This window comes from Pseudarthrobacter sp. RHLT1-30-1, assembly GCF_059383415.1.
On record NZ_JBWZCG010000047.1, the window covers coordinates 1 to 15,120 of the forward strand.

Annotated in this window: 10 protein-coding genes; 6 read left to right on the top strand and 4 right to left on the bottom strand. The window is 68.3% G+C overall.

Going from position 1 to position 15,120, the window contains the following annotated elements; translation table 11 throughout:
* Positions 1-152 precede the first annotated feature (152 nt).
* Positions 153-374 (bottom strand): DUF7455 domain-containing protein, encoded by a 222-nt coding sequence (locus tag AC50YM_RS20005; RefSeq protein WP_494958680.1) that lies wholly within the window; start codon positions 372-374, stop codon positions 153-155.
* 237 nt (positions 375-611) lie between these two features.
* On the opposite strand from AC50YM_RS20005, the gene AC50YM_RS20010 reads away from it, so the two are divergent.
* Complete coding sequence (locus AC50YM_RS20010) at positions 612-2,720, top strand: DNA gyrase/topoisomerase IV subunit B (protein WP_494958681.1); 2,109 nt, start codon at positions 612-614, stop codon at positions 2,718-2,720.
* Positions 2,721-2,889: 169 nt separating this feature from the next.
* The gene (locus AC50YM_RS20015) at positions 2,890-4,410 is read left to right on the top strand and encodes a M20/M25/M40 family metallo-hydrolase (protein WP_494958682.1); all 1,521 of its coding nucleotides are present in this window, start codon (positions 2,890-2,892) and stop codon (positions 4,408-4,410) included.
* A 65-nt stretch (positions 4,411-4,475) separates the two neighbouring features.
* Here the strand turns inward: AC50YM_RS20015 and AC50YM_RS20020 are convergent, their stop codons facing one another.
* Both AC50YM_RS20020 and AC50YM_RS20025 read right to left on the bottom strand, forming a co-directional pair.
* Positions 4,476-5,465, bottom strand: coding sequence for a M56 family metallopeptidase (locus AC50YM_RS20020; RefSeq protein WP_494958683.1), 990 nt, complete (start codon positions 5,463-5,465; stop codon positions 4,476-4,478).
* Positions 5,466-5,471: 6 nt separating this feature from the next.
* A complete protein-coding gene (locus AC50YM_RS20025; RefSeq protein ID WP_494894138.1) occupies positions 5,472-5,858 on the bottom strand; it encodes a BlaI/MecI/CopY family transcriptional regulator in 387 nt (128 codons plus the stop codon).
* Positions 5,859-6,176: 318 nt separating this feature from the next.
* On the opposite strand from AC50YM_RS20025, the gene AC50YM_RS20030 reads away from it, so the two are divergent.
* The 4 genes from AC50YM_RS20030 to AC50YM_RS20045 are packed head-to-tail and all read left to right on the top strand — an operon-like array spanning position 6,177 to position 13,566.
* Complete coding sequence (locus AC50YM_RS20030; RefSeq protein ID WP_494958684.1) at positions 6,177-7,778, top strand: cytochrome ubiquinol oxidase subunit I; 1,602 nt, start codon at positions 6,177-6,179, stop codon at positions 7,776-7,778.
* Between the two features lie 31 nt (positions 7,779-7,809).
* Entirely contained in the window at positions 7,810-8,859 is a 1,050-nt protein-coding gene (cydB, locus tag AC50YM_RS20035) for a cytochrome d ubiquinol oxidase subunit II (RefSeq protein WP_494958685.1), read from the top strand.
* A 6-nt stretch (positions 8,860-8,865) separates the two neighbouring features.
* The gene (gene cydD, locus AC50YM_RS20040) at positions 8,866-12,552 is read left to right on the top strand and encodes a thiol reductant ABC exporter subunit CydD (protein ID WP_494958686.1); all 3,687 of its coding nucleotides are present in this window, start codon (positions 8,866-8,868) and stop codon (positions 12,550-12,552) included.
* Positions 12,553-12,573: 21 nt separating this feature from the next.
* Positions 12,574-13,566 carry a GNAT family N-acetyltransferase gene (locus AC50YM_RS20045; protein WP_494958687.1) on the top strand — a complete coding sequence of 331 codons (993 nt, stop codon included), beginning with the start codon at positions 12,574-12,576 and terminating at the stop codon, positions 13,564-13,566.
* 59 nt (positions 13,567-13,625) lie between these two features.
* On the opposite strand, the gene AC50YM_RS20050 is transcribed toward AC50YM_RS20045, so the two are convergent.
* A complete protein-coding gene (locus AC50YM_RS20050; RefSeq protein WP_494958688.1) occupies positions 13,626-14,144 on the bottom strand; it encodes a DinB family protein in 519 nt (172 codons plus the stop codon).
* Positions 14,145-15,120 lie beyond the last annotated feature (976 nt).

Genomic DNA, 15,120 nt, shown 5'->3' on the forward strand with positions numbered 1-15,120 from the left:
CACTTCCGGCCCATTCCTCCGATGAGGATGGGCCGGAAGTGACCCCGCGTTGTGCGTTCATCACGGCGGGTGACCGCGCAGGTTGTTAACGCCGAAAGGGTCCCTTCCGAATTCGGAAGGGACCCTTTCCTAGTGGTCTCGTATTTAGCCGTCTAGTCGACGGCGACCGGCGGCTTCTCGTGAAGCCGGCCCGTCTCGTCGTGCCAGTCAGAGCTGAGCGGCCGTAGCGTCGGTTCGACGGCGCGGGCATGGTGGCCGCAGAAAAGAAGCTCACCCCCGGAGGCGCCGAGAACAACCCGGACATACGCCTGTGCTCCGCAACGATCGCACCGGTCGACGGTGGTGAGTGTGCGGTCCGCAACTGCTGTTGTCATGTTCGGCCTCCTTGGTAGATCGGTATACCTATATAACCAGCATTCGCGGCAAAACCATGGCTTGGATGGCCCACTTTCGCTGTCCGCGTATCACGTCTCGGTAACGGGTTCCGGCATGTCGGCGGCCGGGGAGTGGCAGCACACCGGAGGGCGGCACTCCGACTAGGCTAGGAAGAGCGCCAAATAGCTGTGCCCGTCCCTTGCAGACGGTCCCGTTCCTGAAGGAGTTTCCGCCCCGTGGCACCAAGTTCTGATTACACTGCCCGGCATCTCTCCGTACTGGAAGGCCTCGAGGCCGTCCGAAAGCGGCCGGGCATGTACATCGGTTCCACCGACTCCCGCGGCCTCATGCACTGCCTCTGGGAAATCATCGACAACTCGGTCGACGAGGCCCTCGCCGGCTTCGGCCACGACATCAAAATCATCCTGCACGCGGACAACTCTGTAGAGATCCACGACGACGGCCGCGGCGTTCCGGTGGACATCGAACCGAAAACCGGGCTGAGCGGCGTCGAAGTCGTCTTCACGAAACTCCATGCCGGCGGCAAATTCGGCGGCGGTTCCTACACCGCCTCCGGCGGGCTGCACGGCGTCGGCGCGTCCGTTGTGAACGCCCTGTCCGCCCGGCTGGACGTCGAGGTCGACCGCGGCGGCAAGACCTACAAGATGTCCTTCCGCCGGGGTGAGCCCGGCCGCTTCAAGGACACCGGCACCCGGCCCGACCCGGCCTCGGTATTCGAGCCCTTCGTCGACGGTTCCGTTCTGGACATCGTGGGAAAGGCCAAACGTGGCGTCACGGGCACGCGGATCCGCTACTGGGCGGACCGGCAAATCTTCACCCCGGACGCCAAGTTCTCCCACGACGAACTTGCCGCCCGGGCCCGGCAGACCTCCTTTCTGGTCCCCGGCCTGAAGCTCACTGTCCGGGACGAGCGCAAGGTCCCCGGGACCCCGGGCGAGTCCGGTCCGCACGAGGAAGTGTTTCACCACGACGGCGGCATCTCCGAGTTTGTCGAATACCTCGCCGCGGATCCCGCAGTCACCGACGTCTGGCGCCTGCACGGCGCGGGAAAATTCAAGGAAACTGTCCCGGTCCTGGACGACAAGGGCCACAGCCAGCTGACCGAGGTCGAGCGGGACTGCGAGGTCGACGTCGCCCTGCGCTGGGGCATCGGCTACGACAGCACCGTTCGCACCTTCGTCAACATTATTTCCACCCCCAAGGGCGGGACCCACCAGACCGGCTTCGAACAGGCGCTCCTCAAGACCTTCCGGAAAGCTGTCGAAACGAATGCCCGCAAGCTGAAAGCCGGCAACGACAAGATCGAGAAGGACGACATCTTCGCCGGACTCACCGCCGTTCTCACCGTCCGGCTCGCAGAACCGCAGTTCGAGGGCCAGACCAAGGAAATCCTTGGGACGTCGGCCGTGCGGGCCATCGTCGCGAAGGTTGTGGAACAGGAGATCAACGCGAAGCTGACGTCCTCCCACCGCAACGACAAGGCGCAGTCGGCGCTGCTGCTGGAAAAGGTCGTCAGCGAGATGAAGTCGCGCATCTCCGCGCGGGTCCACAAGGAGACCCAGCGCCGCAAGAACGCCCTCGAGACCTCCTCCATGCCCACCAAGCTCGCGGACTGCCGCACGGACGACGTCGCGCGTTCAGAGTTGTTCATCGTGGAAGGCGACTCGGCGCTCGGCACCGCCAAACTGGCGCGCTCTTCCGACTTCCAGGCGCTGCTGCCCATCCGCGGCAAGATCCTCAACGTGCAGAAGGCCTCGGTGGGCGACATGCTCTCGAACGCCGAATGCGCCGCCCTCATCCAGGTGGTGGGCGCCGGTTCCGGGCGGAGCTTCGACATCAGTGCCGCCCGGTACGGCAAAGTCATCCTGATGACCGACGCCGACGTCGACGGCGCCCACATCCGCACGCTCCTGCTGACACTGTTCTTCCGCTATATGCGGCCGATGATCGAGCAGGGCCGCGTGTTCGCCGCCGTCCCGCCGCTGCACCGGGTGGAGGTCATTAACGCCGGGCAGAAGGCCAACGAAATGATCTACACCTACTCCGAGGCGGAACTGCATGTCCTGCTGGCCCGGCTCGCCAAGGACGGCAAAAGATACAAGGAACCGATCCAGCGCTACAAGGGACTGGGCGAGATGGACGCGGAGCAGCTGGCCGAGACCACGATGGACCCGCGGCACCGCACCCTGCGCAAGGTCGGCATGGACAACGCCAAGCAGGCCGAAGAAACCTTCGACCTGCTGATGGGCTCCGACGTGGCCCCGCGCAAGGACTTCATCATCGCCGGAGCGGCGAGCCTGGACCGGGAACGTATTGACGCCTGACGCGTAGCCTCCCGTGCTCCTGCGGAGTGAATTTTTGCCGACGCGGCGGATTACCGCCAGTGCCCAAATACCCTCTAACCCGGTATCTCTCCTTCCGATAGTGTCGTCTCACGGCCCCGGGCAATGACGCCCGGGGCCGCATTCCGCAGCATTAATCGAGGAGATCCCTATGAGGCAAACTCGGAATATTCAGCGCGCGGCCATCGCCGCCACGATCGGGCTGGCGGTCAGCTTTGCGCCGCCGGCCCTCGCAGCAACCGCAACCGACACGGCCGCCCTGCGCTCCGCGGTCTCCGCGGGCAACATCATGAAGCATCTCGAAGCCCTTCAGGCGATCGCCGACGCCAACAGTGACAACCGCGCGGCCGGCACCGCGGGCTATGAGGCATCCGCCAGCTACATCGAGGAACGACTGGAGGCCGCCGGCTACGACCCGGTCCGCCAGTCGTTCACCTTCGAGCGGTACACCACCGTCGGAGCCACTCTGGAGCGGATGTTGCCAACGCCCAACGTCTATGCGTACGGCGACGAATTCCTGGACATGGACTACTCCGGCGAGGGGGATGTTACTGCTGCGGTGACGGCCGTCGACCTGAACCTGACCGGTGACCGGGCGTCGACGAGCGGCTGTGAAGCGGCCGACTTTGCCCGCTTCGCGCCCGGAAACATCGCGCTGATCCAGCGCGGCACCTGCACCTTCCGGATCAAGGCGGACAACGCCGCCGCCGCCGGGGCCGCCGGAGTGATCATCTTCAACCAGGGCAACGTCGTCCCCGGGGATGACCGCCTCAGCCTCTTTGGCGGCACCCTCGAGGCGCCCCAGCCGGAGATCCCGGTGGTGAGCACGAGCTTCGCCACTGGCGCCGAACTCGCCGCACTGCCTGGCCTGACGATGCACCTCGCCGTCGACGCCACCATCACCGAGACCTCATCCTTCAACATCCTGGCCGATACCACCGGACGTGCGGACCGGACCGTCCTGGTGGGAGCGCACCTGGACTCCGTGCCGGAGGGCGCCGGCATCAACGACAACGGCACCGGTACGGCCTCCATCCTGGAGACCGCGATCCAGCTGAATGCGAGCGGGGTGGCCCCGACGAACAGGGTGCGCTTCGCCTTCTGGGGAGGGGAAGAAGCCGGGCTGATCGGCTCGGATTACTATGTCTCCCAGCTCACGGCACGCCAGATCAAGGAACATGCCGTCAATCTCAACTTCGACATGGTCGGCTCGCCGAACTTCGTCCGCTACGTCTACGACGGCGACGGCTCGGCGTTCGGCGAGAAGGGTCCCAACGGCTCCGCTCTGGTGGAAAAGGTCTTCCTGGACTACTTCAAGTCCCAGAAGCTGCCGGTCCTGGCGACGGCGTTCGACGGGAGGTCCGACTACTTCGGTTTCATCAACAACGGGATCCCGGCCGGAGGACTGTTCACCGGCGCCGAAGACCTGAAGACCGCGGCGGAGGCTGCCATCTTCGGCGGCGAAGCCGGGGCGCCGCTGGACCCCTGCTACCACCAGTCCTGCGACACCATCAAGAACGTGAACGAGACCGTGCTGGAGGAGATGGCGGACGCGATCGCCCACAGCACGCTCACCTTTGGCATGACCACCTCGGCGGTCAATGGCACATCCAAGGGCACGGGAACCGGCAACGTGGACCTGGAATACAAGGCAGACAAGCTGCTAAAGTAGCCGGCCGGCCCAGCACCGAACGGGAACCAAGGCGCCGGCCGCCCGGTGCGATTAGCCGGGCGGCCTCAGCCCAGCAGCCCGGGAACAATCAGCAGCGCAGTCGGGACCGCCAGCAGCAGCAGGCACGCCGCCAGCACAACAATGCGGAGGGGTTCCGGCAGGGGCGGCTGCGGGGTGAGCAGGCGGCTGACGCGGCTCGCCGTCGTCCGGGCCGAACCGGCGCCGCCGGTCGCACCCGGCTGTCCGGGCCCTGCATCGGACAGTTCCGGTTCGCCGAAGGCCATCCGGGCGCCCGCGGCGCCGGGGGAGCCGCTGGCCACAATCGCGATCGCCTTGATCAGGGTCACTCTGCTCTCGGTCTTGAGCGCGACGTCGTCGGCGAGCATCTCGATCAGGGAGCTGACGGCTTCCTGCGCCAGCCGCGTGGTGGGCAGCCAGGGCAGCGCCTGGCGCCAGGCCGCAAAGGCCCACAGCAACAGATGGTGGCGCTGGTCCAGGTGGGCGTTTTCGTGGTTCAGGACCGCGCGGAGTTCGGCCGGTTCCAGTGCCGCCATCAGCCCGTCGGAGAGGACGGTGACCGAGCGGGCGCCGCCGGGAAGGCAGTACGCGACGGGGGAGTCGACGCTGATCACCATGGTCCGCGGGCCGCCGGCGGACGGGGAAGCAAGCAGCTCCAGCAGTTCGCGGTGGCGCCGCCGCTGGCGCTGGATCCGGTAGTACGTGAGGAGCAGAGTGAACACGAGGTGGGCAGTCAGCAGGGCCGCTGCCGAGAGGGCGAAGATGTGCCAGAAGCCCAGCTCGGTGGTGGGCGCATTATGGAGGACCATCCCGGCCAGGGCCCGCAGGCCTGCCAGGAGGTTGTCACCGACCGGTTCCAGGCCATAGACCAGCATGGCGCCAATCATGGACAACCCGCCGGCCAGGGCGATCGCCTGCCACAGCAGCATCGCCGTGAACGGGGACCGTGACGGCCACTGGGCACGGGAAAGCAGGATAGGCACCGGCCACGCCAGTACTATCGCCAGGACCGCCAGAAACCATGAGGTCCAGAACATCGGGCGCTAGCTGAGTCCCAGCAGCTTGCGCAACGTTTCTGCCTCGGTGTCTGTCACGGAACCGATAAAGCGGGCCAGTACGGCCTCCCGGTCCGGGGCGGATCCCAGGACCTCGTGCATCAGTTCGGCGGTGTGTTCCTCCCGGCTGGAGACTGCCTGGTAACGGTGCGGGCGGGTGCCTCGTTCGCGTTCCACCAGCCCCTTGCGCTCCAGGCGGGAAAGGACGGTCAGTACCGTAGTAACGGCCAGGTCCTTGCCCTCGTGGCCCGCCGCACCGTTCTCCGCGCGGGTACTCTTCGCGAGCAAATCCCGCAGGGTGTTCGCCGTTGCAGCCTCATGGCCCGCCCAGAGCAGGTCCATCACTGCCCGTTCCAGTTCGCCGAGACTTGCCATTGCATACATCCTTTTGTGAGGGCCTTCCGGCGAATCGACTCTGCCGGAAGTGCTGAATACTTCACTCATAAATTTAGCGTGTTTTGCGAATAGTTTCTACATGAGGTAGAACACCGGAGTCGGCGTGTCGCCCGGCGCGGCAAGGCACCACCCCGTCCGGAGCCCCGTCGGCGGCGCCCCGGTGGCGGCGCCTCCGTTGCGGGCGGTTTCGCGGCGTGGGAGCCTGAGGTGCAGGGGACCATCAGATTGTTCTACACTCTGTAGAAGAATCTTTCTACCGCTTGTAGAAGTTGTTTGCCTAGCAAAGTAGGGACTGCCTTGGACGCCTTGGAAATCGCACGGTGGCAATTCGGAATAACCACCGTCTACCACTTCATGATGGTGCCGCTCACGATCGGCCTTGGCCTGGTCGTTGCCGTGATCCAGACGATGTGGCACCGCACCGGGAAGCCTGAATACCTCCGGATGACCAAGTTCTGGGGCAAGCTCTTCCTGATCAACTTCATCATGGGCGTCGCCACGGGCATTGTGCAGGAATTCCAGTTCGGCATGGCGTGGAGCGAGTACAGCCGCTTCGTTGGCGATGTGTTCGGGGCACCGCTTGCCATGGAGGCCCTGCTGGCGTTCTTCGTGGAGTCGACCTTCCTGGGGCTCTGGATCTTCGGCTGGAAGCAGCTCAAGCCGGGCATCCACCTCGCCTGCCTCTGGATCGCCGTGATCGGCTCGGTCTTTTCCGCCTACTTCATCATCGTGGCGAACAGCTGGATGCAGCACCCGGTCGGTGTCGAGATGATCGACGGCCGTCCCGTGATGACGGATGCCTGGGCGGTTTTCACCAACAACACCGCCCTTGTCGCCGTCCCGCACACGCTCTTCGGTGCCCTCGCCGTCGCCGGCTCGTTTCTGCTGGGCATTGCCTGGTACCACCTGTGGCGCCGCCGCCATGACGGAATCGACACGATCGGGGCCGACGGCAAGGTCGTCCCCGGCGAGGCCGCCATCCCGGGCCGGGACAGCACCGACCACGCCGTCTGGATCCGCTCGCTGCGGATCGGGGCCGTCGTCGCGATGATTTCCTTCGCTGGCACCTCCCTCACCGGCGACCTGCAGGGCAAACTCATGTTCGAACAGCAGCCGATGAAAATGGCAGCCGCCGAGGCCGCCTGCCACGACGGCACCGGGTTCTCCATCCTGAGCATCGGCAACCTCGGTTCCAAGAACTGCGATGAGATCGTCGCCCTCATCGAGGTGCCCGGAATCCTGTCCTTCCTCGCCAAGGGAAACTTCAGCACCGAGGTCCCGGGCGTTAACGGCCTGCTGGACCAGTACAAAGCCGACTACGGCACCCACCTGCCGGACAACCCCATCTACGGGGAGCGGGCCGGCCAGGAGATCCAGTACGTCCCGGTCATGGAGGTCACGTACTGGGGCTTCCGGATGATGATCGGCTTCGGCGCACTGGCGGCAGCCGCCGCACTGGTCGCGCTCTGGCTGACCCGGAAGGGAACCGTCCCCGCCTCCCGCGGCCTGATGCGGCTGGCCGTGTTCGGAATCCTGGCACCCTTCGGCGCCAACGCCGCCGGCTGGATCTTCACCGAGATGGGCCGCCAGCCGTTCGTCGTCGCCCCCAACCCGGACGCCAGCGGGATCGACCAGGTCTTTATGTTCACCGCCGCGGCCGTATCACCCGGCGTCTCGGCGGGCGAACTGCTGACCTCCCTCATTGTCCTCACCAGCGTGTATGCGGTGCTGCTCGTGGTCGAGGTCAAGCTGCTGGTCACGTACATCCGCGGCGGCGTGGCCTCGGCCATGCCGGAACTCGCGCACGTCCCCGCCGATGAAAACGAGGACGGCACCCCCGCGGACGGTGGTCCCGGCAAACCGGCGGGCGCCGACGACGTCCTGGCCTTCGCCTACTAAGCCTCCCCACGAAACGCAGAGGATACTCAGCATGGAACTGCTTCCCACCATCTGGTTCATCGCCATCGCGGTGCTGTGGACTGGCTATCTCTTTCTCGAGGGCTTTGACCTCGGCGTCGGGATGCTGATGAAGGGCTTTGCCCGGAACAACACCGAACGCCGCGTGCTGCTCAACACGGTCGGTCCGGTCTGGGACGGCAACGAGGTCTGGCTCCTGACCGCGGCGGGCGCCACCTTCGCGGCGTTCCCGCTCTGGTACGCCTCACTGTTCTCCGCGCTCTACCTGCCGCTGCTGGTGGTGCTCGTGGCGCTGATCTTCCGCGCAGTGGCGTTTGAATACCGCGGCAAGGTGGACAACCCGCAGTGGCGTGCCCGCTGGGACTGGGCCATCTCGCTCGGTTCCCTCGTGGCGGCTTTCGGCGTCGGTGCCACCCTGGCACTGACCACCACCGGGCTGCCGCTGAACGCCAACGGCGACCGTGAAGGCGGCCCGTTCGCGTGGTTCAGCGCCTACGCCGTCCTGGGCGGCCTCGCCGTCGTCGGATTTTCGCTGCTGCACGGCCTCGCCTTCCTGGCGCTGAAGACCGACGGCGACGTCCGGCACCGCGCACGCCGGTGGTTCGTCCGGCTCCTGCCCGTGCTGCTGCTGCCGATCGCGGGCTGGGCGGTGAGCCTGCAGCTGCTCAGCGGCGAGATCTGGACCGTCCTGGCCGTCGTCGCCGCCGTGGTGGCCGCCGTCGTGGCCTGGAACTTCGCCCGCCAGGGCTCCGAAGGCCGCGCGTTCTTCGCCCTGGGCCTCTTCCTGCTGTTTGGCAGCGCCTCGATTTTCGGTGCCGCATTCCCCGTGGTGCTGCCGTCCACGCTGGGCGCGGAGTTCAACCTGACGGTCTCCAACGCCTCCTCGTCGGACTACACCCTGGGCCTGATGAGCATCGTCGCCTGCATCGGGCTTCCGCTCGTCCTCGCGTACCAGGCCTGGACGTACTGGGTGTTCCGGCGCCGGGTCAGCGACGCGCACATCCCCGCCGCGCACAGCTTCCTGCCCGCCATCGCCGCCAAAGCCCTGGCACCCAGGGACTAGCAGCTGATGAGACCGCAGTTCCCCGCAAGTGCCGCCAACCGCGCCGCCCTCTACCTCCTGGGCCTGCTCGCGGCCCTGAAGGCCCTGTCCCTGGTGCTGATCGGGCAGGCCGTCGCCGCCATGCTTACAGGGCTGATAGCCAATGACCCCAACTGGAGCGGCCAGCTGTACTGGGGCGCTGCGGGGGTGGTGCTCCGGTCCCTGACGGTCTGGGCGCAGGCCGTCGCGTCGCGCCGCGCGGCGCTCGGCGTGAAGGAGGAACTCCGCTCGCGGCTGCTCCAGCGCGCCCTGCGCAACGGCACCCGGTCCGCCGGACCGTCCGACGGCGGACTCGCCATCCTCGCGACCCGGGGGCTGGATGCCCTCGACAGTTACTACACCCAGTTCCTGCCCGCCCTGGTCAACTGCGCGGCGATCCCGCTGCTGCTGGGCGTGCGCATCCTGTTCGCCGACTGGATCAGCGCCGTCGTGGTCGTGCTGACCGTGCCGCTGGTCCCGCTCTTTATGATCCTGATCGGCCGCTACACCGATGACCGCGTCCAGGAAGCCCAGTCGGCGCTGGCCCGGCTGTCCGGCCACATGCTGGAGCTGGCCAAGGGCCTGCCCGTCCTGGTGGGACTGGGCCGGGCCACGGCCCAGCGCAAGGCCCTCGAGGACCTGTCCGAGGATTACCGGCACCGGACCATGGGGACGCTGCGGACCGCCTTCCTGTCCGCGCTCGCGCTCGAACTCATCGCCACCATCTCCGTGGCCGTGGTGGCGGTGTTCATTGGCGTCCGGCTGGTCCAGGGCGACATGGCCCTGGAGGCTGGGCTGCTGGCACTGATCCTCGCCCCCGACTGCTACCTCCCGCTCCGGGAACTGGGCACCGCCCACCACGCCAGCGACGACGGCCGGGCCGCTCTCGCCGAAACCACGGCCGTCCTTGAGGCGCCCGAGCAGACGCCGCTGCGGCCCGCCGGCCCTGCCGCCGTGGCCGTTGCAGTCCACGGAACAAAATCCGGAACGACGGAACCCGGAATGACGGAACCCGGAATGACGGACACCGGAACGACGGAACCCGGAATGTTCCGGGCCGCCCGTCCGCCCGCCGTGGCCGTGACCGGACTGAGTGTCCGCTACGAAGGCAGGACCAACGCCGCCGTCGGGCCGCTCAGCTTCATCGCCGCCCCGGGCCGGATCACCGCACTGGACGGTCCCAGCGGGTCCGGCAAGAGCACGGTCCTTGGCGTGCTTGCCGGGACCATCGGGACCGGCGGCGGCGCGGGCGAGCAAACCACGGTTACCGGTCTGCTCGCAGGATTCACGACAGCGGACGTCGCCTGGGTGCCGCAACACCCCGTGATGGTCGCCCCGACCGTGCTGGACGAGATCCTGCTCTACCTCGGGGCGGCGGCGGCCGGCGCCGCGGTCACGGACGGCGCCCCGCGCCGTGCCTTGGGCCAGGACACGGGCCAGGCCATTGCCCTGCGCTGCCTGGCGGCCTGCGCCGCTGACCATCTAGCCGCGAAGCATCCCGCCGAACTCAGCCCGGGCGAGCTGCGCCGCGTGGCTCTGGCCCGCGGCCTGGCCCGGATCGAAGCCGGAGCCACCGTGCTGCTGCTCGACGAACCCACTGCCCACCTGGACCGGGAATCCGCCACTGCGGTCAGCGCCGCCATCGCCGGGCTGCGCGGCAGGGTGACCGTCCTGCTGGTGGCCCACGACCGGCAGACCCGGGACCTCGCCGACGAGCTCGTGGCCGTGGCGCCCGGCGCCGGTCCCGGGTCCACGGGCGCGGCCGGGCGCGCTGCGGCAGCCGGGGCGACAGTTCTGGCGTCCGTACCGGAAACCGTACCGGAAGCCGTAGCGGCATCACGGGCCCGCACCCGGGCCGCCGGGGCTTTCACAGCCGGGGCCTTCACGGCGGGCGCCCCCATCGCCGGCGGCACTGCCGGCGCGTCCGGGCCGCAGGCCGGCGCCGCCGGACATGCCCCCGACGGGTCAACAGCCGCCCGGCTCGGCCGGCTGCTCGCACCGGTCCGGGGCAAGTACGCCGCGGCCGGCGCCGTCGGCACGCTGGCTGCCCTCTTCGCCGTCGCCCTCGCCGGCCTCTCCGGCTGGCTCATCATCCGCGCCAGCGAGCAGCCGCCCATCCTGTACCTGCTCACCGCCATTGTGGGCGTGCGCTTTTTCGGCATCGGACGGGCCGCCCTGCGGTACCTCGAACGGCTTCTGCTGCACGACGCCGTCTTCGCGGCCCTCACCCGGCTCCGCGGCCGGCTCTGGGGATCTTTAAGCCGCCGCGCCCTCTCGCTGCGCCGGCTGCTGCAGGGCGGCAACGTCCTGGGCACGGTGGTGGACGACGTCGACACGGTCCGGGAGCTGTTGCCCCGCGTCGTCCTGCCGCCGCTGACCGCCGTGGCCGTCGCTGCCGCCGCAGTCACCGGCATTACCCTGCTCTTGCCGGTCGCGCTGCCCGCCGTGGTTGCCGCCGCGCTGCTGAGCCTCGTGGCAGCCCCCGCGCTGGCGCTGGCAGCCGACCGGATGTCGGCGGGCACCGAGCAGCGGTTGCGCTCCGGTGTCCTCCGCCAGGTGGCAGCGGCCCTCGATGCCCGCGCCGAACTGCACGCCAACGGTGTCTCCGCGCCGGTGCTTGCCGCGATCAGCCGCGCCGACCGTTCCGGGACCGCGGCCTCCCAGCGTTCCGCGTGGGCCGAAGGACTCGGCCAGGGGCTCACGGTGTTGGCCTGCGGGACCGCAGCCCTGGCCAGCGCGGTACTCGCCGCACCGCTGGCCCTCAGCGGAGCCGTCGGTGCCCCGACGGTCGCCGTCGTCGTGCTGCTGCAGCTCGCGCTCGTGGAGCCCTATGCGGCGATCACGACGGCGGTCCGGCAATACCCGGCGTTGCGGGTCGTGCTGCGGCGCATCGGCGAAGCCGGCGTGCTCGACTCAGCCGAGGCCGAGGCCGAGGCCGAGGGCGAGGCGGACGCCGACGGGTCCGGCGGCCTGGTCCAGGTCGCCAGCCGGCCCGGCGGCAAGCCCGGCATCGAGCTCCAGGACCTCGCGGCCGCCTGGCCCGGCGGCCCGATGGTCTTCACCGGGCTCACAGCGGACGCCGAACCCGGGCGCTGGCTGTCCGTCACCGGCGCTTCAGGCTCCGGGAAATCGACGCTGCTCGCCGTCATGCTGGGATTCCTCCCGGCGGCCGGCGGCCGGCTGCTGCTGAGCGGACGGGCCGCCTGGTGCCCGCAGGAGGCGCACCTCTTCGATTCGACCATCCGCGGCAACCTGCTGCTGGGGCTTCCGGAAGACCAGCGCGGCGAAGCGGCCGAGCCGTCACTGCAGGACGCCCTGGCCGCGGTGGGGCTCGGGCCGCTTATCGGGCGGCTGGCGCGCGGCCTGGACACCCGGATCGGCCCCGGTGGGGCCTTCCTTAGCGGCGGGGAGCGCCAGCGCCTCGCGGTCGCCCGCACGCTCCTGACGGGCGCGGACGTGATCCTGCTGGACGAACCCACGGCCCATCTGGATGCGGAGTCCGGCCGGGCGATGCTGGCCGAGCTGCGGCACGGACTGAGGGACCGGACCGTCGTCCTCGTCACGCACAACCCGGAGGACATCACCGCGGACGACAGCCGGCTGGACCTTGACCGCGCGGCGGACGGGCACGAGGCTTCTCCACAGCAGCCCTCGCGGTTGCTGGCGCGGGGGTAGCCCGGACGTTAGCCTGATGCCATGAACGCACACACCGACCCCCGGGCCAGCCTGGATCCCCGGCTGGACTGGCGGGCCGCCGGGACCGCGGACCTGGACGGCTGGGCGGCGCTGATCGCCCGGACCGCCGCCGTCGAACGGCCCGTCTGGTTCGAGCGCCGCGCCGACCTGGAACAAGTCCTCGAGTCACAGACGAACCCGGCCGCCGCGAACACAGTTCTCGGCTTCGACGCGCAGGGCGTCGCCAGGGCCTACGGCCGGATCACCAAGAACCCGGACGGTGAGAAGGCGATCGGTTTCGGCTGCGTCGATCCGGGGTGGCAGGGCACCGGAATCGGCACCGGGCTGCTGGGCTGGATGGAGTCCCGGACCCGGCAACGCTTCGCCGCGGACGCTGCACCGGGCTCCGCGCCGAAGCTGCGGCTCTTTATGGAACAGCAGCACACGCACCAGGCTGCCCTGTTCGGCGACGCTGGCTTCCGGATCGTCCGGTATTACAACGAGATGCACCGGCCGCTCACGGACGGCTTCGCTGCGGCGGTACTGGCGGAAGGCCTGGAGCTCGTCGGCTTCGGCCCGGAGCTGCACGAGCCCGTGCGGCTCGCGCACAACGAGGCTTTCCGGGACCACTGGGGGAGTGAGCCCCGGGACGAGGAGTCCTGGGGCTTCGTGGTCAACGACCCGCAGGCCCGGCCCGACCTGAGCGCCGTCGTCGTGGAGCGCGCCAGCGGGAGGGTGGCCGGATACCAGATCGCCAGCCACGACCCGGACAGCGCCGAAACGCGGGGCTACAAAGAGGGCTACACCGACCTGCTGGGCGTGCGGCGGGAGTTCCGTGGCCGCGGGGTGGCGCAGGCACTCCTGGCCGATGCGATGCGCCGTTTCGCCGCGGCCGGGATGGACAGGGCCTCGCTCGACGTCGACTCGGAGAACCCCACCGGCGCCCTGGCCCTCTACGCCAAGATGGGCTACGTCGCCGTCAACAGCAGCATGGCCTGGGACAAGGACCTCTAGCTGGCCGGCCGGGCGTTATCTGTTCACGCGCCTGCCGGACACACGCTGTCCGTCGAAAGCTAGCCGTCCACATCGTGGAGGTGATGGACGACGTCGTGCAGGAAATACTGCGCGAGCGTCAGCACGGTGAACTCCGAGCCGTTGCTGCGGATTCCCCGGCGGCCCCACTGCTCCTCCGGGACCCGCGCGAAGGCAGCCGCGATCTGCTCGCCCTCAGCCGTGAGCTCCGCGCTTACCACGGCCGGGTCGGCGCCGGCGTAGTCCTTCTCGACGGCGGTCAGGTCCTGGTCCCAGTCGGCGAACCGCGCGTCCTCGTCGTGCAGCATCAGGTCCAGCCGGTGCTCGAAGAGGCTGAAGACGTCCCGGACGTGGCAGGCGTACTCCAGCACCGCCCACGTGTTTGCGTCCGGGCGCTCGGCAACGTCCGGGCGCCGCAGCGCCGCCCGCCAGCGTGGGAGCATGCTCTCCACGATCCCCGGCGCGGTCGCGGGAGTCGGCGCCGAGGCGTTAAAACCGCACTCCGGGCAAGGCCGCTGCAGGACCCAGGTCCAATCCTTGATATCAGGGATGATAGGCATGCGAGCAGTCTAAACGCATTCCGGGGTGGCCGAGGGAGCATCGGCGGACGACTCCTGCCAGACGCGGATGCGGAGGGGGAGCCGCGCAGTACGGCTGCAGCGCAAGCGGGAAGGGCGCAGCAGATCGCTCGTCGCTATTGCCGGGCGACGCCTTGCGCCCCAAACCAAGCGGGGTTATGCTTCCGGCAAATGGGACCTGAAGGATATGAGCCTTCGGTTCCAGCCGTGGGCCTAGCACCGATGGAGGTGTGCACCCTCGAGCCGGGCCCGACACAGAGCGTGCCGAGTTCGCCGCAATTCAGGACCTCAACCAATGTCCGTTTGCTCGAAAATCCCGTATCACTCACTCCAGTCTGCGGAACGCGCCCTTCGGGCCATCCAAAAGGTCGCGTCGACGCGGGGACAAAAGGCGCCAACAGGTGCCTACTTCTGCAGCCCCTGCCATCGGTGGCACCTCACCTCGAAGTCGAAGTCACAGGTACCCCCGTGGGCCCGAAGTCGTTTTCCGCGCAATCCTGCACCAACGGACATCGCCCTCATAGAGAATCATCTGCCGGCCCCGGTTGGGTAGCCGGCCATTCGACGCAGGTGGCCGCAATGGATCGATCCATAGCGGCCATCTGTGACGGATCGGTGACCCGGCGGCGCCACGCCGGCTCCATAGCGGCCATCTGTGACGGATCGGTGACCCGGCGGCGCCACGCCGGCCCCATAGCGGCCATCTGTGACGGATCGGTGACCCGGCGGCGCCACGCCGGCCCCATAGCGGCCATCTGTGACGGATTGGTGACCCGGCGGCGCCACGCATGCCAACCACCTGCCGCCCGCCGGCCAGCACAGCACCGGCAGGGGAACCTAGTGTAGTGTGTCGTTGATTCCTTTGGGTCTGATTGTTTGTCAGACTTGATTCATGGTTTATCTGGCGAAGGCATTGGAGTTGCGTGACGGGGACAGAGGCGCCCTGGAGGCGCTGACT